The organism is Cupriavidus sp. 291-E7 (assembly GCF_057798835.1).
Genome location: NZ_JBYOJV010000002.1, coordinates 175287 through 197875, shown reverse-complemented (window position 1 = coordinate 197875; position 22589 = coordinate 175287). Strand labels below are relative to the sequence as shown.

Sequence of the window (22589 nt, the reverse complement as noted above, 5' to 3'; positions counted from 1 at the left end):
CCGGCCGCCCGCCTGTTCCTGTGGGAGGATGGCGGAGTCCTTAAGTCCTTTTGGAAGTGGCGGTATTCTATCTGACCCCAGCCCCTAACCCGGGCCTGACCCCTAACTTTTTGTAGCGTGTTGTAACGATTCGCCAAATCGATTGTGGGGTACTGTGCAGACGCACCTTCTAGCTCTTCTTCCTATTTTTATAATCGGCAATTTCCAATGTCCGCTAATCGTCCCCTGTCAGACTCCCCATTCGCAATTGGCGATCTGCAGGGCTGCGCCCCGTCCCTTTCCGACCTGCTGGAACGACTTCCCGCGCATGCTTCGCTGCGCTTTGTCGGCGATCTGGTCAACCGCGGTCCGGCCTCGCTGGAGACGCTCCGCGCGGTAAAAGGCATGGCCGCCCGTGCCCAGACCGTCCTCGGCAACCACGACATCCATCTGCTCGCGGTCGCAGCCGGGGTCCGTAAGAAGGGCAAATCCGACACCCTGGACGACATTCTCAACGCCGCAGATTGTGATGAATTACTCACATGGCTGCGCCACCAGCCACTGGCGATTCGGGAAGACGACTTCCTGATCGTTCACGCAGGCGTCCTGCCGCAATGGACAGCCAGCCAGGTGGCCGACCTGGCGCGCGAGGTCGAAGCCGAGCTTCAGGGCGCAAACTGGCAAGGCTTCCTGGCCGACGTCTTCGGCAACGCGGCGAACCGTTGGGACGACAGCCTTCGCGGTATCGAGCGGCATCGGGTCGTCGTCAACGCGCTGACCCGGTTGCGCTTCTGCTCCGCGGACGGCGTCATGGATCTCAAGACCAAGGAAGGGCTGGGCAAGGCGCCGGCCGGTGTCATGCCCTGGTTCGATGTCCCGGGTCGACGCACCGCCGGTGACGTCACCGTGGTGTGCGGACACTGGTCGACGCTCGGCCTCGTCGTGCGCCCAGACCTGATGGCGCTGGATACCGGCTGCGTCTGGGGAGGCAAGCTCACCGCCGCCCGGCTGGCGCGCGATCCGGACGCACGAACTATCGTCCAGGTCGAGTGCCCGCAGTATTCTGATCCACTGGCCTGAAAAAACGAATCCCCGCGCGAGCGGGGATCGACTGGGCCTTCAAGGCGTGGCAGCCGCAGGCTGCGGCACCGCCAGCGGCGGCTGATGTAGCCTTTCGACCACCTCGCCAGCCGCTTCCGGCGTGCCTTCTATCAGATGCACCACCACATCGCGGGCCGCCGCCGCCAGCTCCCGCCGGCTGGCCGAATGCGCCACCAGCTGCGGGCCGAGCGTCAGCCGCACCTTGATTGGTGGCGAGTTCAGGATGGCATTGAGGCACTGCATCAACGTGATGTCGTCGATATACGCCGGTGCCAGCGTCGGCTTGCCGGTGGCGGCATCCAGGTAGCTCAGGCCCACCGGTTGCACCGGCAGGCCGCCGGAAACGGGCGCCTGCATCAGGTTGGCGTGGAACGGCAACACCTTGCTGCCATCGGTGGTTGTGCCCTCGGGGAACACGCACACCAGGTCGCCCTGCCGCATCACGTCGGTAATGTGATGGAGCACGCGATGGGCGTCGCGCTTGCTGGCACGCTCGATGAAGATCGTGCCCGTCTTGTCGCACAACCAGCCAATCACGGGCCAGCTGCGGATTTCCGACTTGGCAACGAAGCGTACCGGCTGCCAGCTATGGATCACATAGATATCGAGCCACGAGACGTGGTTGGACACCAGCATGGCACCCTTCGGCGCCGGCTCACCGGGCTTCAGGCCCTGCACCTCCACCTCGATCCCGCAAATCGCCAGCAGCTTGCGCGACCATTCGCGGATCAAGCGCTCACGCAGGTGAGCGCTTGCCCACGGGAAGACCGTTGCGCAGAACAGTATCCCGCGCAACAAATGGCACCCCAGCCGCAGCTTGCGTAGCCAGATCATCGTCAAACTCCGTTAGCCTTGCTGGCCGTCCGCTGTCAGCGCTGCTCGTAGACGACCTGGCCATCGACCAGCGTCGTGCGCACGCGCCCTTCCATCTCGTAGCCCAGCCACGGCGAATTCTTGCCCTGGCTCTTCAGTGCGGCACGCTCCACCTTCCAGACTTGCTTGGGGTCGAACACGCAGACGTCGGCGGCGCTGCCCGTGGTCAGCGATCCGGCGTGCAGGCCGATCACGCGCGCGGGATCGCTCGTGATGCGCCCCAGCGCCTTGACCAGCGGCACCTTGTGTTCGGCCGCCCAGCGCAGCGTCAGCGGCAGCAGCAGTTCCAGGCCGGTGGCGCCCGGCGTGGCTTCCGCGAACGGCAGCAGTTTCTCATCATCGTCGACCGGAGTGTGGTCGGAGCACAACGCATCGATGGTGCCGTCGGCCAGCGCGGCCACGATGGCATCGCGGTCGCGCGCGCTGCGCAGCGGCGGCGTGAAGCGCATCTGGCTGTTGAAGAAGCCGATGTCCATGTCGGTCAGTGACACATGGTGGATGTTGACGTCGCAGGTCACCGGCAGGCCTTCCTTGCGGGCCTGGCGCACGAGTTCCAGCCCGGCGGCCGAGGACAGACGGCAGAGGTGCACACGCGCGCCCGTGGTGCGCATCAATTCGAAAATCGTGTGCAAGCGGACCGTTTCGGCAATCACCGACACGCCCGACAGCCCCAGCCGCGATGCCACGGCGCCGCTGGCTGCCACGCCACCACCCAGGAACGGGTCCTCGGGGCGCAGCCACAGCGTAAAGCCGAACGTCTGCGCGTACTGCATCGCCCGTTGCAGCACCTTGGTGTCGTGGATCGGCATCTCAGCCTGGCTGAAGCCCACGCAACCGGCCTCGGTCAGCTGGCCCATCTCGGTCAGCGCCTCGCCCTTGAGGCCCACCGTCAGCGCGCCGAGCGGATAGACGTGCGTCTGGTTCAGCCGGCGCGCACGGAACTTCAGCATCTCGACCAGGCCCGGTTCATCGAGCACGGGGTCGGTATCGGGCGGGCAGACCAGGCTGGTCACCCCGCCGGCCGTGGCGGCGGCAACTTCGGATTCGAGCGTGGCCTTGTATTCATAGCCCGGCTCGCGCAGGCGCGCGGACAGGTCCACCAGGCCCGGGCACACGATCATGCCGCGCGCGTCGATGGTCTTGTTGGGGTTGAAATCGGCGGGCGCCTGGCCCACGCCGACAACCTTGCCGGCGGCGATATACAGGTCCTGTTCGGCGTCGACGTTTGCGGCCGGATCGATCAGGCGGCCACCCTGGATGCAGATCTTCATGTTTTCTTGCGATGTGCTGTTCGTTGTACCCAAGGTGCTACTCAATCGTTGTTGCCGGCGACGATGCCCATCACCGCCATCCGTACCGCGATGCCGAAGGTCACCTGATTCAGGATCACCGACTGCGGGCCGTCGGCCACGGCGGAGTCAATCTCCACGCCGCGGTTCATCGGGCCCGGGTGCATCACGATGGCGTCCGGCTTGGCCAGCGCCAGGCGCTCCGGCGTCAGGCCGTAGGCCTTGAAATATTCCTGAGCCGACGGCAGCAGCGCGCCGCTCATCCGTTCGTTCTGCAGGCGCAGCATGATCACCACGTCCACGCCCTTCAGCCCCTCTTCCATGTTGTGGAAGACACGCACACCCATCTGCTCCAGGCCAGACGGCAGCAGCGTGCGCGGCCCGATCGCGCGCACTTCCGGCACGCCCAGCGTGGTCAGCGCGTGGATGTCCGAGCGGGCCACGCGCGAGTGCAGGATGTCGCCGACGATAGCCACCGTCAGGTTCGTGAAATCCTTCTTGAAATGCCGGATCGTGTACATGTCCAGCAGGCCCTGCGTCGGGTGCGCGTGGCGGCCGTCGCCGGCGTTGATCACGTGCACGTGCGGTGCCACGTGCTCGGCGATCAGGTACGGGGCACCGGAGCTGGCGTGGCGCACCACGAACATGTCGGCCGACATCGCCGACAGGTTGTTGATCGTGTCCAGCAACGATTCACCCTTGCTGGTCGACGATGCATTGATATTCAGATTCAGCACGTCCGCCGACAGCCGCTTGGCGGCGATCTCGAACGTGGTACGTGTGCGCGTGGAGTTCTCGAAGAACAGGTTGAACACGCTCTTGCCGCGCAGCAGCGGCACCTTCTTGACGTCGCGATCGGAGTCGGACAGCGAGACGAACTGGCTGGCGGTGTCGAGGATGTGCGTGATCATGTCACGCGACAGCCCCTCGATCGACAACAGGTGCTTGAGCTCTCCGTTTCGGGTGAGCTGCGGGTTGCGGAACATCTTGGTCATGGCAGGTCGGTCGGGCGCGGGTTCGGTCTGGCGGGTTCGGTCTGGGTACGGCTTGGGGGCTTGACGACTCTGGCGGCGTCTCGGGTTGACACTCTCAGGCGCGGGCCTCCGTCGCAAAGGCAAAGCGCGTTGCCGCGCCTTCGCCCTGGCGTGACAGCACCAGTGTCTTGTCCTGGGGCAGCTCGATGGAGGTCGCAGCGTAATCGGCGGCGAACGGCAGTTCGCGGCCACCACGGTCGGCCAGCACGGCCAGCGCCACGCGCGCCGGGCGGCCATAGTCGAACAATTCGTTCACGGCGGCACGGATAGTGCGGCCCGTGGCCAACACATCGTCGATCAGCAGAATGTTGCGGTCCTGCACGGAGAAGGGCAGCGTGGTTGGCTGCGCCTGGCTGTGCAGGCCCTTCTTGGCGTAGTCGTCGCGGTGAAAGGCCACGTTGATCACGCCATGCTCGCCCAGCTTCAGGTCCGCCGCCAGCCGTTCGGCAATCCAGGCGCCGCCCGAGTGGATGCCCGCCACCGACCAGCTTGCGCGGTCATTGGGCGGCATCAGCGCCTGGGCCTGGTCGCGCAGCGCGTGATAGAGCGCCTCGGCGTCGGGAGTGGAGGTCTGGGTCATAGCGGGATTTCGTCGAAATACTGTTGCAGGATGATCCGTGCGGCCTCGGCGTCCAGCGCACCGCGCTTTGCCCCGGCCATCGAGGCGGCGCGCGACGAATATCGCTCGTCCACCCACTCCACAGGCAAGTTGTAGCGCCCGTTCAACTGGTTGCCAAAGCGTCGCGCAAGCCGTATCGAGGCTTGTTCCTCGTCATCGGGGCCTGCCTCCGGGTTGACCGGCATGCCAACCACCAGCTGGACGGGAGTCCACTCCTGGATCAGCGCGCCAATTGCCTGGAAGCGGGCTTCCACCGTCACATTGGGAAGAATTGTCAGTGCACGAGCTTGCCGCGTGATGAAATTGCCAAGCGCCACGCCGATTTTTTTCTCGCCATAGTCGAAGGCGAGCACCGTGCCGTCGCGGGGCGTCTCGCGCCCCGCCTGCTCAGGCATGCCCGGCCTCGCCCGACAGCATCGTCACATCGATGCCAAGCAGGCGCACGGCTGCCGCGAAGCGCTCTTCGGGCGGCACGCTGAAAATGATTTCGGGATCGGCCTGGACAGTCAGCCAGCCGTTGCGGCTCAGTTCGTCCTCGAGCTGGCCGGCGCCCCAGCCTGCATAGCCAAGCGTCAGCAGAAACCGGTGCGGGCCGCTGCCGTTGGCCACGGCTTCGAGCACGTCCTTGGAAGTGGTCATCTCCAGCCCGCCGGGCACTGCCAGCGACGACACATAGATGCCGACCGGATCATGCAGCACAAAGCCGCGCTCGGTCTGCACCGGGCCGCCAAAGTAGACCGGCTGGTGGGCAACAGGCTGGATTTCGAGCTTGAGATCGATCTTGTCGAACAGCGTGGCCATGTCGATGTCGATCGGCCGGTTGATCACCAGACCGAGCGCGCCACGCTCGTTATGCTCGCAGAGGTAGACAACGGAACCCGAAAACGTCGGATCTGCCATGCCCGGCATGGCAATCAGGAACTGATTGGTGAGATTGATGGAAGCTTCGGACGTCGCCATGCCTTGCATTCTACCAAATCACACCCCGGCTGCCGCGGAAAACTTCTGTGCGTAAAGGCACTTTGCGGCACGCCGGCCACCGGCCTCAATCCCCCGCCGACTTCAGCGCAACCATGTCTTCCGGTGTCAGCCAGCGCCACTCCCCCAACTCCAGCGCCGGGTCGAGCCGCAATCCGCCGATGGCACTGCGATGCAGCGCCGTCACATGATTGCCAGCGGCGGCGACCATGCGCTTGACCTGGTGATATTTGCCCTGCAGCAGCGACAGGCGCAGGCTGCGCTCGCCGGTGGCTTCGCAGGCATGTGCCGCAATCGGGGCCGGCTCGTCGTCCAGCTGCACGCCGGCGCACAGCGCCTGCACCTGCTCCTGCGTCACAGGGTCGAACGTGGTGACCTCGTAGACCTTGGGCACCTGCTTCTTCGGAGAGGTCTGGGCATGGATGAACTGGCCATCGTCGGTCAGCAACAGCAGACCGGTGGTGTCGTGGTCGAGCCTCCCCACCGCCTGCACCTCGCGCTGGCGCAGCGGCACCGGCAGAAGGTTGTAGACACTGGGATGGTGGCGCGGCCGCTGCGAACATTCGTAGCCGGCCGGCTTGTTCAGCATCAGGTAGGCCTTGGTGCACGCCAGCCACTCCTCGCCGTCGACCATCAGACGCAGGCCGTCCACTTCGAAGCGTGCACCCGGATCTTCGCAAAGCACCCCGTTGACCTCGACGAGTCCGGCTTCCACCAGGTCGCCACAATAGCGGCGGGTGCCGAAGCCTTGGGATTGCAGGATGCGGTCGAGAGTCGTGGCCATGAGAGTGTGGGAATGCGAGGAAATGCTGGTGGCTATGTTAGGTTATGGCGATGCCGAGATCACCTTCCCCTGCAGCCGAACCTGGCGGACGCATGCCCTACCGGATCAGCCGGGAATTCGCACGCGGCCTGGTCTGGTTCCGGCGCGACCTGCGCGCCGAAGATCACGCGGCGCTGCATTATGCCCTCAAGCACTGCAAGCAGGTATGGTGCGTGTTCGTGTTCGACCGCGAAATCCTCGATCCGCTGCTCGATCGGGGATTGAAGGCCGACCGGCGCGTGGAGTTCATCCACAAATCGCTGGAGCCGCTGCGGCAGGCCTTGACCGACGCTGGCGGCGGGCTGATCGTCCTTGACGACCGCGCGCGCGATGCCATTCCAAAGCTGGCCGCCGAGCTCAATGCCGAGGCGGTGTTCACGAACCACGACTACGAACCAGCCGCCAACGATCGCGACGCCGCCGTGCGCCAGGCGCTGGCCGCCGATTCACGGGTGCTGCTGACGTTCAAGGACCAGGTCGTTTTCGAGGCCGACGAGATCCTGACTGGCCTGGGCCAGCCATTCAGCGTGTTCACGCCGTACAAGAATGCGTGGCTGAAGGCGCTGCAGCCGTTCGACCTGCGGCCCTACCCGGTCGACAAGTACCGGCAGGCCCTGGCAACGGTGCCGGCCCGATACCGTACGGCCTTGCCCACCCTCGAATCGCTCGGCTTCGCGCCCAGCAACCTGCCCGACATCGCCATGCCCACGGGCGCCGATGGTGCGCAGGCGCTGTTCGACGAATTCCGCAATCGCATTGGGGAGTACGGCCAGCGCCGTGACTACCCCGCGCTGCGCGGCCCCAGTTACCTGTCCGTGCACCTGCGCTTCGGCACGATATCGATCCGAACGCTCGTGCGTGCCGCGCACGAGATCGTGCAGCAAGGCGGCCCCGCCAGTACCGGCGCCGCCGTCTGGCTGTCCGAACTGGTCTGGCGCGACTTCTATTTCATGATCCTGCACCATCACCCGCGCGTCGCCGACGGCAAGTCGTACCACCCGGAATACGATGCGCTGCGCTGGGTCGACACGCGAACCGGCAACGAGTACTTCGACGCATGGTGCCAGGCGCGGACCGGCTATCCGCTGGTGGATGCCGCGATGCTGCAGATCAACCAGAGCGGCTACATGCACAACCGCCTGCGCATGGTCACGGCAAGTTTCCTGGTCAAGGACCTGGGCGTGGACTGGCGCCGGGGCGAGCAATATTTCGCCGACCAGCTCAATGACTTTGATTTCTCCGCCAACAACGGCGGCTGGCAATGGGCAGCGTCAACCGGCTGCGACGCGCAGCCCTACTTCCGCATCTTCAATCCGGTCACCCAATCTGAAAAATTTGACCCGCAGGGGCGCTTCATCCGCAAGTACCTGCCGGTACTGGCAAACCTGCCGGACAAGTACATCCACGCCCCCTGGACGGCGCCGGACGATGTGCTGGCGGCGGCCGGAGTGAAGCTCGGCGATAACTATCCGCAGCCGGTCGTGCAGCACAAAGTGGCACGAATGGAAGCGCTGGAAAGGTATGCGGCGGTGAAGGGTTCGAAGGCGAAGGCCGTCGACGACTGACGGGCTTCGCGCTCTTGATCGGCCGTCGGCGCGTTCAGGCCGCCAGCATGGCGCTTTCGCGGTAGTGCTTCTGCGCCTCGTCGGGCCGGTCCGTTTCCTCGAACAGCCGCGCCAGCGCCAGGTGCGCGCGCACGCAGATGCGGCTTTGCCGCTCCCGATCCGCATACTTCAACGTGCGCTCGAAGTTGGACTGCGCCTTGCCCCAGAGCTGCTCGCCCAGGCACAGCACCCCCAGCGTGTAGTACAGGTCGGCATCGTTCGGATGATCAACCAGCCATTTCTCGGCCTGCTGGATTTGCGGCAGTGCCTTGCCCGGTTCCGCGCAGTCGGCGTAGCGCTGCACCAGACGGCTGTCCCAGTTCACCTTGAGCGCTTCCTCGACAATACGGCGCGCTTCGTTCTGGCGGTTCAGCGCCGAGAAATAACGTGCCGCCTGCTCGGCGATGCGCACGGCGTGCCGTTCGTCCGCCGATAGCGACCGCCAGAAGTGATAAAGCGATTCCGCGTCATGGCGGCGCTCCTCCAGCATCGCTTCGACAGCCATCTGTTTGAGCCGCAGTGCCAGCACCGGGTGCAGTGCGTTGCGCTTTTCCAGCGAACGCGCCAGGCGCAGCACCTCGGTCCAGTTCTTCAGATGCTGGTGCGCACGCAGCGCAATCCGCTGTACGTGGATCTGGCGTCCGCCTTTTTCCTGCAGCTGGGCGATGGTTTCCAGCGCCCCTTCCGGATCGCGTGCATCGACCAGCAATTCGGCCATCGACACCAGCCGCGCCTGTTCGCGCTCGGGGTCGGTCACCTGCGCCATCCAGGCGTCGCGGCGCTCGGACTCCTGCATCCGGTGCGCTGCGCGCGCGCCGACCAGTGCCGCGGTCTGCGCCTGCTCCGGCCATGCCTGGGCCTCCTTGGCGGCGCGTTCAGCGCGGGCAAAGCGGCCGGCAAACAGGTTTTCGATCGATTCGCGCAGCGCGGCCTGCGCCTTGCCCATGCGGCTGCGCTCGCGGTACGCGGCGGCCCGGCGCGGCATTTCCGACAGATGCCGGAACGTGGACATGACCGTCCACACCACGAAGAACAGCAGCAACAGCAGCGCCAGCGTCAGGTTCAGCGACATTTCCACCCGGTACGGTGGATAGAACAGCACCACGTTGCTGTGATTGAACTGTGTGAACAGCGCCAGCCCGACCGCGCCGCCAAACAGTACGGCTACCCAGAAAAGCAGTCGCATGCGGCTACTCCTTCTTGAGCGCGCGCAGCGCGCTAAGGCTCTCGGCCATCGTCGGCAGCGACACACTCACCGCGCTGGCCTGCGCCTGCTTGAGCAGGGTCATCACGCCCTGCACCCGGCGCGAGCGGGTATCGAAATAGCGGCCGATCATCGCCTGCGCGGCAGCCAGGTCGTTGCGGAACACCGGTTCGTTGCGCGACAGCAGCGCCAGGCGCGCGTTGAGCAGCCGCAGCTTGACGTTTTCGCGCAGGAACCAGCCCTGGTCGCCAGACAGCAGCAGGGCGTTGGTGTCGTCCACCTTGCGCACGCGGATCACCTGGCCCAGTTCGGCCAGCACATAGTCCCACGTGCGCGTCAGCACGTTGCCGCCAACGTCGTCAGCGGCCGGAGCGGAGGCGCCCTTCGCGCCCGGCTTGACGGGCTTGTCGGTCTCGCCGGGCACGCGGTCCAGCATGCGTTCGCCGGACAGCAGCGGCAGTGCATCGATCTGGTTGATCGATTCGTCGAGCTTGATGGCCGCCCCGGTCAGGTCGGTATCGGGCACGGCCTTCATGCGGGCGATGTCACGCGCCAGGGCGCGGCGCAGCTGGTTGTATTGCGGCTTGTCGGAACGGGCCAGGCGCGCATCGGCACTTTGCAGCGCGGCGAGCGCCACCTGCACGTTGCCGGTCAACTGAAGCTGCTGGCCGGCATTGGTCAGCAACTGCTGGATCTCGGCGATCTCCCAGTCATCGCGGTTGCGCATCAGGTCCTGATAGACCTGCTCCAGCGCGGCCTGCTTGTCTCGCGCCTCCACCACCTGGCCGTCGAGCGCGCCGACCTTGGACTGCAGTTCCTTGACGGTGTCCTGCGCGTTCTTCGACAGCACGCGGGTTTCCTGCACCAGGGCGTCGTTGCTCTGCTGGCGCCGCGCGAGTTCCTGGGTCAGGTGTTCCACCCGCATCTGCAACCAGAAGAAGCCACCGGCAATGGCCAGCACCAGCACGATGGCAATCGCCCACCAGGCCGTCATGTAGCGGCGGTTGGCCGACTGCGACGCTGGCGCGTGCGTGGTGAAAGACGTGCCGGAAGCACCGGACGGAGCGGCATGGCTCGACGAGGGGGACGTAGTGTCTGGCGTCACGCGTTCGACCTTCGTTGTCGTGGGTCCTGTGGACCCTGTTGATTCTGTAGCGGCTGGCGCAGGCGCCGGTGCCGGATCGACACTGGACGGCGCCGGCACAACCGGCGCAGGCACGGGAGCCGGCTCCGTCACCGACGGCGCCGCCGGCCCGGCATGGGCATTACCCCATTGCGTGCACGCGGCCAGCAGGCCGGCATCACCAGGCGCGGCTGGCAGCACGTGCGCGAAACCGAGCGCCTGGGCCTGCGCGGCAATTCTCGCATGCGGCGCAATGCACTGCATCTGCTTAAGACGTTCGTGTTCCTGAGGCGACAGGTGCAACCGCGCCAACGCATCGAGGTTGCGCACGGCCTCCGAACTGGTCAGCAGCCAGGCGTAGGGTGGCGCCCCAGGCTTGAGGCTGTCGCGCACGGCCTGCCATTGCATCGTCGTCGGTTCGGGCAGTGTGCGGCTGTAGGCCTCCACGGCGCCGACGGCGGCACCGGCTTCGCGCAGGCGGTCGCCCAGCCAGTCGCGTCCGCCGTTGCCGCGGATGATCAGCACGCTGCGCCCGGTAAATGCACCGGGCGTGGTATCGAGTTCGGACCAGAGTGCCTCTGAATCGAAGCGCGGGGAGTCGCCGCTATCGCCCTCGCCCTGCGCTCCAGCCGGCGCGATGACGCGATGCGTCGGCGGCGCGATGCCTCGCTCGGCCAACGCCGTCACGCTCGACGGCCCGACCACTGCGACAGGCACTTCAGCCGGCCATTGCGCCTGGCCCGCGGTGTTCTGGACCTGAGCCAGGGTATCGAGCGCGAACGACACGGCGTTCGGGCTGACGAACACCACCAGCGCATAGTCGCTCAGACGCGCCAGCGCGGCGCGCAGTTGCGTGTCGTCGGCAGCGGGACCGATGGCCAGCAGCGGAAAGCCGAGCACATCCAGACCGGCGGCGTGAAGCGCCTCGGTCAGTTGCCGGGACTGCCCGGCGGGTCGCGTGACTACGACGGTCGGGCGGGGCATCGGGCGATCCTCAGGCAGGTCCGGCGGTCGACAGCGCTGCCAGTACGGCGTCGGCACCCTGCCCCAGCAGATCACCGGCCACAGCGGCACCGAGCTGCTCGGCAGCCTGCAGCGAATCGACCTGCGCGGTAGCGTGGGCGCGCACGTTGCGCGTGCCGTCGGGCAACGCAACGAATGCATCGAGTTGCAGTGTGTTGCCATGCCAGCGCGCGTGGGCGGCCAGCGGCACCTGGCAGGACCCACCCAGGCGGCGCGATACCGCGCGCTCGGCCGATACGGCCAGCAGCGTCGGCACGTCATTGAGCGGCGCCAGCCACTGGGCCAGTTCAGGGCGGTCGGAACGGATTTCGATACCGAGTGCGCCCTGGCCCGCGGCTGGCAGCGAGCTGTCCGGCTCGATCAGCGCGCGGATACGATCGCCCATACCCAGCCGCTTCAGGCCGGCTGCCGCCAGAATGATGGCGCCGTATTCACCACGGTCGAGCTTGCCCAGTCGCGTGTCGAGGTTGCCGCGCAACGGCTTGATCGTCAGATGCGGATAGCGGCTGCGCAGTGCGGCTTCGCGGCGCAGGCTCGATGTGCCCACCACGGTGCCGGCCGGCATCTCGTCGAGCGAAGCGAATTGCGTGGATACCAGCGCATCGCGCGGGTCCTCGCGTTCCATCACCGCCGTCAGCGCAAAGCCATCGGGCAGTTCCATTGGCACATCCTTGAGCGAATGCACGGCCAGGTCGGCGCGGCCCTCGGCCATCGCCACCTCCAGCTCCTTCACGAACAGGCCCTTGCCGCCTACTTTGGACAGGGTCTTATCGAGAATTTGATCACCCCTTGTCGTCATGCCGAGAATGGACACATCGCACTGGGGATAGTATTGTTGCAACGCAGCACGCACATGTTCAGCCTGCCACATCGCCAGCCGGCTTTCGCGCGAGGCGATGACGAGCTTGTGTGGCATGCTGCGTGACGCTGCAGCGGACAAAGACGACGTTTGGGCGGGTGCTTGCATGCGCGCATGTTAGCACGCACCCCCTCGCAAAACCGCCAGATTGCCAGACCTGAAGTGACTTTCCGGCACGGTATTGATGCCGGTCGACCCCACTGTTACGTGTATGGGGTTCGATACATATAAGCAACGCAGTGACAAGAGGAGATAGTCGATGACGCAGCCTGCTGCGCGCCCCAACGGCCGTGCCCGTTCCGCCGGCCGAAAGTCAGTTACGCCAGCCTCAGGCCAGCATGACGCGAATGGTTCCACCCAGGGCGCCACCCCAAAGAAATCCCCCTCCCGCAGCGCCAAGACTCGGGCCAAGCCCGCGTTGTCGGTAGTGACCCCGGAAGGCAATACCGTCACCCCGGCCCGCCGTACCGCCGACAAGGATTTGCCGCTGCGCGAGGACATCCGTTTCCTGGGCCGGCTGCTGGGCGACTGCGTGCGCGAGCAGGAAGGCGATGCCGCCTTCGATCTGGTGGAAACGATCCGCCAGACCGCCGTGCGATTCCGCCGCGAAAACGACCGTGCCGCGGGCACGGAGCTGGACCGCCTGCTCAAGCGCCTGTCGCGCGACCAGACCAATTCCGTGGTGCGCGCCTTCAGCTATTTCTCGCACCTGGCCAATATCGCCGAGGATCAGCACCACAACCGCCGCCGCCGCGTGCACGCGCTGGCCGGATCGCCGCCGCAGCCGGGCAGCCTGGCCCGGGCGCTGCAGGCCATCGACGCCGCCGGTGTCACTGGCAAGCAGCTGCGTGAATTCCTGGACAACGCGCTGATCATGCCCGTGCTGACCGCGCACCCGACCGAAGTGCAGCGCAAATCGATCCTCGACGCCGAGCGCGAGATCGCCCGCCTGCTGGCCGAGCGCGACCTGCCGATGACGGCGCGCGAACGGGACCACAACACCGCGCAACTGCGCGCCCGCGTGACCACGCTGTGGCAGACCCGCATGCTGCGCAACACGCGGCTGATGGTGGTGGACGAGATCGAGAACGCGCTCTCCTACTACCGCACCACGTTCCTGCAGGGCATTCCACGGCTGATGGCCGACATGGAAGAAGACATTGCCGAGGTCTTCCCGCGCAAGAGCAAGGCCGGTGCCGCGCCCGCGCCGCTGGCGCCGTTCCTGCAGATGGGTTCGTGGATCGGCGGCGACCGCGACGGCAATCCGAACGTCACCGCCGAAACACTGGAGCATGCCGCGCAGCAGCAGTCCACGCTGATCATGCAGTGGTATCTGGATGAAGTGCACGCGCTGGGCGCCGAGCTGCCGCTGTCGTCGCTGATGGTCGACGCGAGCCCCGAACTGCTGGCGCTGGCCGAGGCGTCGCCCGACCATTCCGAACACCGCGCCGATGAGCCATACCGCCGCGCGCTGATCGGCATCTATGCCCGCCTGGCCGCCACCACGGCACGCCTGACCGGCCATGTGGCACAGCGCCATCCGGTGGCCGATGTGGCGCCCTATGACAATGCCGAAGCGTTTGCGGCCGATATCCAGATCGTGCTCGATTCGCTGCGCCAGCATCATGGCGAAGCGCTCTCGCGTGGCCGCATCGATGCGCTGGTGCGCGCGATTGCCATCTTCGGCTTCCACCTGGCTTCAGTGGACATGCGTCAGGTATCGGACGTGCACGAGGCAGTGATCGCCGAGCTGTTCAAGGCCGCCGGTATCGCCGCCGATTACGCGGCACTGCCCGAGGAACGCAAGCTGGAGCTGCTGCTGGCCGAACTGCGCCAGCCGCGATTGCTGACGCTGCCGTGGCACGGCTACTCCGAACAGACCCGCAACGAGCTGGCGATCTTTGCGATGGCGCGCGACCTGCGCGCCCGCTACGGTAACCGCGTGGCCCGCAACTACATCATTTCCCACACCGAAACGTTGTCGGATCTGGTGGAAGTGATGCTGCTGCAGAAGGAAACCGGCATGCTGCGTGGCACGCTGGGCAGCAAGACCGATCCGGCCCACATGGAGCTGATGGTCATTCCGCTGTTCGAAACCATCGAGGATTTGCGCAACGCGGCCGGCATCATGCAGTCGTTGCTGGACCTGCCCGGCTTCGATTCGGTGATCAAGCACCACGGCGTCGAGCAGGAAGTGATGCTCGGCTATTCGGATTCGAACAAGGACGGTGGCTTTCTGACGTCGAACTGGGAGCTGTACAAGGCCGAACTGGCGCTGGTGAAGCTGTTCGAGGAACGCCGCGTGAAGCTGCGCCTGTTCCACGGCCGCGGCGGCACCGTGGGCCGTGGCGGCGGCCCGACCTACGAGGCCATCCTGTCGCAGCCGCCGGGTACCGTGAACGGCCAGATCCGTCTGACGGAACAGGGCGAAATCATCAACAGCAAGTTCGCCAATTCCGAGATCGGCCGGCGCAACCTGGAAACGGTGATCGCCGCCACGCTGGAAGCGTCGCTGCTGCCCACGCAGAACGCGCCGGCCGGGCTGGCAACGTTCGAAGGCGTCATGCAGCAGTTGTCGGACCGGGCGTTCCGCGCCTATCGGGATCTGGTCTACGAGACGCCGGGCTTCAAGGATTACTTCTTCGCCACCACGCCGATCACCGAGATCGCCGACCTGAACCTGGGTTCGCGTCCCGCTTCGCGCAAGCTGATGGACAAGAAAAACCGCAAGATCGAGGATTTGCGCGCGATTCCGTGGGGATTTTCGTGGGGTCAGTGCCGGCTGCTGCTGCCGGGATGGTACGGCTTCGGCAGCGCGGTCAAGGCGATGCTTGACGACGCCCCGGACGAAAAATCCCGCAAGGCCTGCGTTGCCACGCTGAAGCGCATGATCAAGACCTGGCCGTTCTTCCGCACGCTGATGTCGAACATGGACATGGTGCTGGCCAAGACCGACCTGGCCGTGGCTTCGCGCTACGCCGCGCTGTGCGACGACCCGGCGCTGCGCAAATCGGTCTTTTCGCGCATCAGCGCCGAGTGGCACCTGACCTGCGACATGCTGTCGCTGATCACGGGCCGTACGGAGCGTCTGGCCGAGAACCCGCTGCTCGCCCGCTCGATCAAGAACCGCTTTGCCTATCTGGACCCGCTGAACCACTTGCAGGTGGAATTGCTCAAGCGCTACCGGGCCGGCAAGGACGCCGACGACGTGCGCGTGCGGCGCGGAATTCACTTGACGATCAACGGGGTTGCGGCCGGGCTGCGTAATAGCGGCTGATCGAATGTGATCTTTCAGTCTGTTTTATCCCCTCTTCCGCTTGCGGGAGAGGGGAGTACGGCGGTTCTCCATGCGCTTCTTGTATCTTGAGATGCAGGGCCTCTCCCCCAGCCCCTGCCCCGCAATGCGCGAGAGGGGAGCCAACCACCCGCAATTGCCCTGCCCTCAGGCGATATAATCGCCGTTTCCGATTTTCCGCCCTGCCCCTGACATGACCTCCCAACTTGCCAAGAAAGGCGAAGCCTGGTCCGCCCGCTTCTCCGAACCGATGTCCGACCTGGTGAAGCGTTACACCGCGTCGGTCTTCTTCGACAAGCGCCTGGCGCTGTTCGATATCCAGGGCTCGCTGGCTCATGCGGCCATGCTGGCAAAGCAGGGCATCATCGCCGACGCCGACCGCGCCGAGATCGAGCGCGGCATGACGCAGATCCGCAGCGAGATCGAAGCCGGCTCGTTCGAGTGGAAGCTCGACCTGGAAGACGTCCACCTCAATATCGAAGCGCGCCTGACCGCGCTGGTCGGCGATGCCGGCAAGCGCCTGCATACGGGCCGTTCGCGTAACGACCAGGTGGCCACCGATATCCGCCTGTGGCTGCGCCACGAGATCGACAACATCATTGGCCTGCTGGGTGACCTGCGCGGCGCGCTGCTGGACCTGGCCGAAAAGAACGCGGACACGATCCTGCCCGGCTTCACCCACCTGCAGGTGGCCCAGCCGGTAACGTTTGGCCACCACCTCATGGCCTACGTGGAAATGTTCACGCGCGATGCCGAGCGCATGGCCGACTGCCGCCGCCGCGTCAACCGCCTGCCGCTGGGCGCCGCCGCGCTGGCCGGCACGAGCTACCCGATCGACCGCGAATTCGTGGCTCAGCAACTGGGTTTCGACGGCGTGTGCCGCAACTCGCTGGACGCCGTGTCCGACCGCGATTTCGCCATTGAATTCCTGGCCGCCGCGTCGCTGGTGATGACGCACGTGTCGCGCTTCAGCGAAGAACTGGTGATCTGGATGAGCCCGCGCGTTGGTTTCATCGACATCGCCGACCGCTTCTGCACCGGCAGCTCGATCATGCCGCAGAAGAAGAACCCGGACGTGCCCGAACTGGCCCGTGGCAAGACCGGCCGCGTGTACGGCCACCTGAACGGCCTGCTGGTGCTGATGAAGGGCCAGCCGCTGGCTTACAACAAGGACAACCAGGAAGACAAGGAACCGCTGTTCGACACGGTTGACACCGTGGTGGACACGCTGCGCATCTTCGCCGACATGGTGCCGGGCATCAGCGTCAAGCCGGACAACATGCGCGCCGCCGCGCTGCAGGGCTACGCCACCGCCACCGACCTGGCCGACTATCTGGTCAAGCGCGGCCTGCCGTTCCGCGACGCCCACGAGGCCGTGGCCCACGCCGTGCGCGCCTGCGACGACCGCCGCTGCGACCTGGCCGACCTGACGGTAGAGGAACTGCGCCAGGCTTCCGGCCTGGGCGACAAGGCATCGCTGATCGGTGACGACGTCCATTCGGTGCTGACGCTGGAAGGCTCGGTCGCGTCGCGCAACCATATCGGTGGCACCGCGCCCGACCAGGTACGCGCCGCCATCGCCGCCGCACGCAAGGCGCTGTAAGTTTCGCGTAAGTCTTCGTGGCAAAAAAGCCGCTGCGCCGACAGGCCAGCGGCTTTTTTGTTTCTGATTGCCAGTTTTCAGAGTTGCCCCCCCTCCCGCATGCGGAAGAGGGGTTGGGGGAGAGCGCAGGCGGTTCTGCTTGCCAGCGCGTACGATTTTGAATGGCTTTGCCCTCTCCCCGCTCCTTTCCCACGCGTGGGAGAGGGGAGAAAACCATCGCTAATGTCAGCTCGCTAGGACAATCCCCTAGCCCTCCCACAATTTGTTACAGATAAACTAACCGGCGCATTAGAACAAGGGGGAGACAACCCATGAATTACTTGCTTGGTCTGTCACGGCAGATCGACAGGTTGAATCAGCACACGGGCAGGCTTGCAAACATCATGATCCTGCTGTCGTGCCTGATCAGCGCAGGGAACGCCCTGCTCCGTTACGGCTTCAACTTGAGTGACAACTGGCCGCTGGAACTCCAGTGGTACATGTTTGCCATCGCGGTGATGTTCGGCGCGTCGTACACATTCCAGCGCAACGAGCACGTGCGCGTGGACCTGATTTACGGCAACGTGTCCGAGCGCGCCCAGCACTGGATCGACATTTTCGGCATCGTGGTATTCCTGCTGCCGTCCACGATCCTGTTCACATGGCTGTCGTGGGAATCGTTGTTCCTGCCTTCGTGGCGCATTCTTGAGCAGTCGGGCAACTCGGGCGGCCTGCTCCGTTATCCGATCAAGCTCGTGGTGCCCATCGGCTTTGCCCTGCTGACGCTGCAGGGGATTTCCGAACTGATCAAGCGCTTTGCCGCCCTCAAGGGCCTGGTGCGCATCGAATCGAAATACGAAAGGCCGGTGCAATAATGATTCCATTGGAATATATGCCGCCGCTGATGTTCGGCGGCCTGGTGGTATTCATGCTGATCGGGTTCCCGGTCGCATTCTCGCTCTCGGCCGTGGGCCTGGCCTTTGGCTTCCTGGCCATCGAATGGGGCTACTTTCCGCTGCAATTCCTGCAGGCCGTGCCAAGCCGCGTATTTGGCAGCGTGCTGGCCAACGAACTGCTGCTGGCGATCCCGTTCTTTACCTTCATGGGTGCGATCCTGGAGAAATGCGGGCTCGCCGAAGACATGCTCGACTCGATGGGCCAGTTGTTCGGCCCCGTGCGCGGCGGTCTGGGCTACTCGGTGATCATCGTCGGCTTCATCCTGGGCGCCATCACCGGCACGGTGGCCGCGCAGGTGATTGCGATGGCGATGATCTCGCTGCCCGTGATGATGCGCTACCGCTACAACATGAAGTACGCCACGGGCGTGCTGGCCGCATCGGGCACGATCACCCAGCTGGTGCCGCCGTCGCTGGTGCTGGTGGTGCTGGCCGATCAGCTCAAGACGCCCGCAGGCAGCGCCGACGTGGGCAGCATGTACCTCGGTGCATGGGGTCCGTCGGTGGTGCAGATCCTGCTGTTCGCGCTCTATACGTTCGTCCTGACCCGCATCAAGCCCGACTGGCTGCCGCCGGTGCCGGCCGAGGCGCGCACGCTGCGCGGCTGGGCGCTCTGGGCCAAATGCTTTCGCGGCATCATCCCCTGCGCGGTGCTGATCTTCCTGGTACTTGGCACGATCATGCTCGGCATCGCAACGCCGACCGAATCGGGAGCGATGGGCGCCGTCGGCGCGCTGGTGCTGGCCGTGATCCGCGACAAGGGATTCAACAAGATCGACCGCAGCGTCTATCGCGTCGGCATCGGCGCAACGGTGGTCGCGGCAGCGGTTGGCTTCTTCGCCTTTGGCACCCATGCGTTCCGGATTCCGCTGGCCGTGGCCTACCTGGTCGTGCTCTGGCTGCTGATTCGCGCCGGCCAGTTGACCGATCTGCGTCTGCTGATCGTCGAGGCCTACCAGTCGACGGCACGTATCACGGCGATGGTCGTATTCATCCTGATCGGCTCCACCTGCTTCTCGGTGGTATTCCAGGGCGTGGACGGCGGCGCGTGGGTGGAACACCTGTTCACCTCGTTGCCGGGCGGCTGGATCGGGTTCCTGATCGTGGTGAACCTGTTCATCTTCTTCCTGGCGTTCTTCCTGGACTTCTTTGAAATCGCGTTCATCGTGGTGCCGATGCTGGCACCGGTGGCCGTCAAGATCCTGGCGCCGGTGGTGGCGGACTCGATGGGCGGCAACCCCGAGGCAGCGGCCACGGCCGCGCTGGTGTGGTTCGGCGTGATGCTGTGCGTGAACATGCAGACCTCGTTCATGCACCCGCCATTCGGCTTCGCGCTGTTCTACCTGCGCGGCATCGCGCCAAAGGAAGTCAAGAGTTCGGACATCTACTGGGGTGCGCTGCCCTGGGTGGGCCTGCAGCTCATCATGGTGCTGCTGGTGATGTTCTGGCCGGGCATGGTGACCGGATTGCTCGATAAGGGGTCGCTCAAACACAGCAATTCGGCCGAAGTCAGTATTCCGTTAGGCGGACAGGAAAGCGAGAGCAAACCGGGCGGGGGAGCATCGTCGCCGGGCACGCTGGAGCTGCCGGGCAGCAGCAGCGACAGCGAACCGGCCGCGCCGCAGTTCCAGTTCGAAAAGAGCAAGTAAGCTGGGTTCGGGCGGGGGCGGGCGATACACTGACCCGCTCCTCCGGCCCTCTCCCACCTTGCGGGAGAGGGCGAGCAAAAGCAAAACCGGCAGTCCCGGATATGCCCATTCCATACGCAGGGAAACAAAAAACCCCCGGCCTCGCGGCACGGGGGTTTTTTGTTGGATGAGCGGAAGCCTTACTGCTTCACGCAATCCACGAAGTACGCGGTCTGGCCGTCGATCTCGTCTTCCACCAGGCCGTGGATGTCGGTCTCGAAGCCCGGGAACAGCTTGTTGAACTCGCGCGCGAACTTCAGGTACTGCACGATGGTGCGGTTGAAGCGTTCGCCCGGAATCAGCAGCGGAATACCCGGCGGGTACGGCGTCAGCAGGATGGCGGTCACGCGGCCTTCCAGCTCATCCACGGGCACGCGCTCGATTTCGCGGTGCGCCATCATCGCCCAGGCGTCCGACGGCTTCATCGCCGGTTCCATGTCCGACAGGTACATCTCGGTGGTCACGCGCGCCACGTCGTTGGCTTTGTAGACGCTGTGGATCGCGTCGCACAGGTCGCGCAGGCCCATCCGCTCGTACTGCGGGTACTTGCCGACGAATTCCGGCAGCACGCGCCACAGCGGCTGGTTCTGGTCGTAGTCGTCCTTGAACTGCTGCAACTCGGTGACCAGCGAGTTCCACCGGCCCTTGGTGATGCCGATCGTGAACATGATGAAGAACGAGTACAGGCCCGTCTTCTCGATAATGATGCCGTGCTCGGCCAGGTACTTGGTGACGATGGCGGCCGGGATGCCACGCTCGCTGAACTCGCCGTCCACGTCCAGGCCCGGGGTGATGATCGTGGCCTTGATCGGGTCCAGCAGGTTGAAGCCGTCGGCCAGATCGCCAAAGCCGTGCCAGCGCTCGTTGGCCTTGAGCATCCACTCCTCGCGGTCGGGCACGCCTTCTTCGGCCAGCGTGTCGGGACCCCAGACCTTGAACCACCAGTCGCCGTTGTTGACGACGTCGTAGTCGGCCTCAACCTTGCGCACCGCGCGACGGAAGTCCAGCGCTTCGGCAATGCTTTCCTCGACCAGCGCGGTACCGCCCGGCGCTTCCATCATTGCCGCGGCCACGTCGCACGAAGCAATGATCGAGTATTGCGGGCTCGTCGAGGTGTGCATCAGGTACGCCTCGTTGAAACGGTAGCGGTCCAGCTTGCGCGTCTCGGAATCCTGCACCAGGATTTGCGATGCCTGCGACAAGCCGGCCAGCAGCTTGTGCGTGGACTGCGTTGCAAACACCAGCGCGTCCTTGCTGCGCGGGCGGTTGCGGCCGATCGCGTGCATGTCGTGGTAGAACTCGTGAAACGCGGCGTGCGGCAGCCAGGCTTCGTCAAAGTGCAGCGTGTCGATTTCCGACGTCAGCATTTCCTTGATCTGCTCGGCGTTGTACAGCACGCCGTCATACGTGCCCTGCGTGATCGTCAGGATGCGCGGCTTCTGGTTCTTTGCCTTGCTGGCGAACGGATGGTTGGCGATCTTCCTGCGGATGGTCTCCGGATCGAACTCGCTCTTCGGAATCGGGCCGATGATGCCGTAGTGATTGCGCGTGGGCATCAGGAACACCGGAATCGCGCCCGTCATCATGATCGCGTGCAGGATCGACTTGTGACAGTTGCGGTCCACCACGACGATATCGCCCGGCGCCACGTTGGCGTGCCAGACCATCTTGTTCGACGTCGACGTACCGTTCGTCACGAAGAACATGTGGTCCGAATTGAAGATGCGCGCGGCGTTGCGCTCCGATGCGGCCACCGGACCGGTGTGGTCCAGCAGCTGGCCCAGTTCCTCGACGGCGTTGCAGACGTCGGCGCGCAGCATGTTCTCGCCGAAGAACTGGTGGAACACCTGGCCCACCGGGCTCTTCAGAAACGCCACGCCGCCCGAGTGACCCGGGCAATGCCACGAGTACGAACTGTCCTGCGCGTAATCGATCAGCGCCTTGAAGAACGGCGGAGCGAGCGTGTCCAGGTAGACCTTGGCTTCGCGGATGATGTGACGCGCCACGAATTCGGGGGTGTCCTCGAACATGTGGATGAAGCCGTGCAGCTCGCGCAGGATGTCGTTCGGGATATGGCGCGAGGTGCGGGTCTCGCCGTACAGGAAGATCGGCAAGTCCGTGTTGCGGCGGCGCACTTCGTTCACGAACGCGCGCAGCTTTTCGATGGCGGCGGCCTCGGGCTGATCGTCGGCGCGCACGAACTCGTCGTCGTCGATCGACACGATGAAGGTGGAAGCCCGGCTGGCCTGCTGAGCGAACGAAGTCAGGTCGCCATAGCTGGTCAGACCCATCACTTCCATGCCCTCGCGTTCGATGGCTTCGGCCAGCGCGCGAATACCCGAGCCGGAAATGTTCTCGGAACGGAAGTCTTCATCGATGATGATGACGGGGAAGCGGAATTTCATCGGGAAATCCTTGATGAGCGTGCTTGTAAAGACTTGAGCCACATGGCCGGCGAGAGGTTCTCGCAGCGGCGGCATGTGGCTCGTTCGTCAGGTCTGGCGGCCGGCCGCATCGCGGCTGATGGCGCCCCCGGCGTCACGTGACGACGGTATTCTG

17 protein-coding genes are annotated in these 22589 nt (G+C 65.0%); 6 read left to right on the top strand and 11 right to left on the bottom strand.

What is annotated here, in order from left to right:
- Positions 1 to 207: 207 nt before the first annotated feature.
- Positions 208 to 1059, top strand: coding sequence for a symmetrical bis(5'-nucleosyl)-tetraphosphatase (locus tag AC3FLX_RS03805; RefSeq protein ID WP_488694018.1), 852 nt, complete (start codon positions 208 to 210; stop codon positions 1057 to 1059).
- A 39-nt stretch (positions 1060 to 1098) separates the two neighbouring features.
- Here the strand turns inward: AC3FLX_RS03805 and AC3FLX_RS03800 are convergent, their stop codons facing one another.
- From AC3FLX_RS03800 to AC3FLX_RS03770, 7 genes are all read right to left on the bottom strand, one after another.
- On the bottom strand, positions 1099 to 1914 hold the full coding sequence (locus tag AC3FLX_RS03800) for a lysophospholipid acyltransferase family protein (RefSeq protein ID WP_488694016.1): 816 nt from the start codon (positions 1912 to 1914) through the stop codon (positions 1099 to 1101).
- Positions 1915 to 1949: 35 nt separating this feature from the next.
- Positions 1950 to 3224, bottom strand: a complete 1275-nt coding sequence (locus AC3FLX_RS03795) for a dihydroorotase (RefSeq protein ID WP_488694014.1) — start codon at positions 3222 to 3224, stop codon at positions 1950 to 1952.
- 41 nt (positions 3225 to 3265) lie between these two features.
- Positions 3266 to 4237, bottom strand: a complete 972-nt coding sequence (locus AC3FLX_RS03790; RefSeq protein ID WP_092601577.1) for an aspartate carbamoyltransferase catalytic subunit — start codon at positions 4235 to 4237, stop codon at positions 3266 to 3268.
- Positions 4238 to 4331: 94 nt separating this feature from the next.
- Positions 4332 to 4856 (bottom strand): bifunctional pyr operon transcriptional regulator/uracil phosphoribosyltransferase PyrR, encoded by a 525-nt coding sequence (pyrR, locus tag AC3FLX_RS03785; RefSeq protein WP_488694012.1) that lies wholly within the window; start codon positions 4854 to 4856, stop codon positions 4332 to 4334.
- Positions 4853 to 5290, bottom strand: a complete 438-nt coding sequence (gene ruvX, locus AC3FLX_RS03780) for a Holliday junction resolvase RuvX (protein ID WP_488694010.1) — start codon at positions 5288 to 5290, stop codon at positions 4853 to 4855. The genes pyrR and ruvX overlap by 4 nt, the downstream gene beginning before the upstream one ends.
- Positions 5283 to 5855, bottom strand: a complete 573-nt coding sequence (locus AC3FLX_RS03775; RefSeq protein ID WP_488694008.1) for a YqgE/AlgH family protein — start codon at positions 5853 to 5855, stop codon at positions 5283 to 5285. Before AC3FLX_RS03775 ends, ruvX begins: the two co-directional genes overlap by 8 nt.
- 85 nt (positions 5856 to 5940) lie before the next feature.
- On the bottom strand, positions 5941 to 6657 hold the full coding sequence (locus AC3FLX_RS03770; protein ID WP_488694006.1) for a pseudouridine synthase: 717 nt from the start codon (positions 6655 to 6657) through the stop codon (positions 5941 to 5943).
- A gap of 50 nt (positions 6658 to 6707) precedes the next feature.
- Here AC3FLX_RS03770 and AC3FLX_RS03765 point away from each other — a divergent pair, with 50 nt between their 5' ends.
- Complete coding sequence (locus AC3FLX_RS03765) at positions 6708 to 8261, top strand: cryptochrome/photolyase family protein (protein WP_488694004.1); 1554 nt, start codon at positions 6708 to 6710, stop codon at positions 8259 to 8261.
- Between the two features lie 34 nt (positions 8262 to 8295).
- Here the strand turns inward: AC3FLX_RS03765 and AC3FLX_RS03760 are convergent, their stop codons facing one another.
- The 3 genes from AC3FLX_RS03760 to hemC are packed head-to-tail and all read right to left on the bottom strand — an operon-like array spanning position 8296 to position 12617.
- Positions 8296 to 9486, bottom strand: a complete 1191-nt coding sequence (locus AC3FLX_RS03760; protein ID WP_488694002.1) for a heme biosynthesis protein HemY — start codon at positions 9484 to 9486, stop codon at positions 8296 to 8298.
- Positions 9487 to 9490: 4 nt separating this feature from the next.
- Positions 9491 to 11611 (bottom strand): fused uroporphyrinogen-III synthase HemD/membrane protein HemX, encoded by a 2121-nt coding sequence (hemDX, locus tag AC3FLX_RS03755; protein WP_488694000.1) that lies wholly within the window; start codon positions 11609 to 11611, stop codon positions 9491 to 9493.
- A 10-nt stretch (positions 11612 to 11621) separates the two neighbouring features.
- Positions 11622 to 12617: a hydroxymethylbilane synthase gene (hemC, locus tag AC3FLX_RS03750; protein WP_488693998.1), complete on the bottom strand. Its 996-nt coding sequence runs from the start codon at positions 12615 to 12617 to the stop codon at positions 11622 to 11624.
- A gap of 151 nt (positions 12618 to 12768) precedes the next feature.
- Between hemC and ppc the strand changes: the two genes are divergently transcribed.
- The 4 genes from ppc (at position 12769) to AC3FLX_RS03730 (ending at position 19991) form a co-directional block, all read left to right on the top strand.
- Entirely contained in the window at positions 12769 to 15786 is a 3018-nt protein-coding gene (gene ppc / locus AC3FLX_RS03745; RefSeq protein ID WP_488693996.1) for a phosphoenolpyruvate carboxylase, read from the top strand.
- Positions 15787 to 15997: 211 nt separating this feature from the next.
- Complete coding sequence (gene argH / locus AC3FLX_RS03740; RefSeq protein ID WP_488693994.1) at positions 15998 to 17407, top strand: argininosuccinate lyase; 1410 nt, start codon at positions 15998 to 16000, stop codon at positions 17405 to 17407.
- A gap of 311 nt (positions 17408 to 17718) precedes the next feature.
- Positions 17719 to 18261, top strand: coding sequence for a TRAP transporter small permease subunit (locus tag AC3FLX_RS03735; protein ID WP_488693992.1), 543 nt, complete (start codon positions 17719 to 17721; stop codon positions 18259 to 18261).
- A complete protein-coding gene (locus tag AC3FLX_RS03730; protein ID WP_488693990.1) occupies positions 18261 to 19991 on the top strand; it encodes a TRAP transporter large permease in 1731 nt (576 codons plus the stop codon). The genes AC3FLX_RS03735 and AC3FLX_RS03730 overlap by 1 nt, the downstream gene beginning before the upstream one ends.
- 179 nt (positions 19992 to 20170) lie before the next feature.
- Here AC3FLX_RS03730 and AC3FLX_RS03725 read toward each other — a convergent pair whose 3' ends face one another.
- Positions 20171 to 22435 (bottom strand): Orn/Lys/Arg family decarboxylase, encoded by a 2265-nt coding sequence (locus tag AC3FLX_RS03725; protein WP_488693988.1) that lies wholly within the window; start codon positions 22433 to 22435, stop codon positions 20171 to 20173.
- Positions 22436 to 22589 lie beyond the last annotated feature (154 nt).

Coding starts and splice junctions, on each gene's coding strand:
- AC3FLX_RS03805 (WP_488694018.1), top strand. CDS start 208: ATGTCCGCTAATCGTCCCCTGTCAGACTCCCCATTCGCAATTGGCGAT.
- AC3FLX_RS03800 (WP_488694016.1), bottom strand. CDS start 1,914: ATGATCTGGCTACGCAAGCTGCGGCTGGGGTGCCATTTGTTGCGCGGG.
- AC3FLX_RS03795 (WP_488694014.1), bottom strand. CDS start 3,224: ATGAAGATCTGCATCCAGGGTGGCCGCCTGATCGATCCGGCCGCAAAC.
- AC3FLX_RS03790 (WP_092601577.1), bottom strand. CDS start 4,237: ATGACCAAGATGTTCCGCAACCCGCAGCTCACCCGAAACGGAGAGCTC.
- pyrR (WP_488694012.1), bottom strand. CDS start 4,856: ATGACCCAGACCTCCACTCCCGACGCCGAGGCGCTCTATCACGCGCTG.
- ruvX (WP_488694010.1), bottom strand. CDS start 5,290: ATGCCTGAGCAGGCGGGGCGCGAGACGCCCCGCGACGGCACGGTGCTC.
- AC3FLX_RS03775 (WP_488694008.1), bottom strand. CDS start 5,855: ATGGCGACGTCCGAAGCTTCCATCAATCTCACCAATCAGTTCCTGATT.
- AC3FLX_RS03770 (WP_488694006.1), bottom strand. CDS start 6,657: ATGGCCACGACTCTCGACCGCATCCTGCAATCCCAAGGCTTCGGCACC.
- AC3FLX_RS03765 (WP_488694004.1), top strand. CDS start 6,708: ATGCCGAGATCACCTTCCCCTGCAGCCGAACCTGGCGGACGCATGCCC.
- AC3FLX_RS03760 (WP_488694002.1), bottom strand. CDS start 9,486: ATGCGACTGCTTTTCTGGGTAGCCGTACTGTTTGGCGGCGCGGTCGGG.
- hemDX (WP_488694000.1), bottom strand. CDS start 11,611: ATGCCCCGCCCGACCGTCGTAGTCACGCGACCCGCCGGGCAGTCCCGG.
- hemC (WP_488693998.1), bottom strand. CDS start 12,617: ATGCAAGCACCCGCCCAAACGTCGTCTTTGTCCGCTGCAGCGTCACGC.
- ppc (WP_488693996.1), top strand. CDS start 12,769: ATGACGCAGCCTGCTGCGCGCCCCAACGGCCGTGCCCGTTCCGCCGGC.
- argH (WP_488693994.1), top strand. CDS start 15,998: ATGACCTCCCAACTTGCCAAGAAAGGCGAAGCCTGGTCCGCCCGCTTC.
- AC3FLX_RS03735 (WP_488693992.1), top strand. CDS start 17,719: ATGAATTACTTGCTTGGTCTGTCACGGCAGATCGACAGGTTGAATCAG.
- AC3FLX_RS03730 (WP_488693990.1), top strand. CDS start 18,261: ATGATTCCATTGGAATATATGCCGCCGCTGATGTTCGGCGGCCTGGTG.
- AC3FLX_RS03725 (WP_488693988.1), bottom strand. CDS start 22,435: ATGAAATTCCGCTTCCCCGTCATCATCATCGATGAAGACTTCCGTTCC.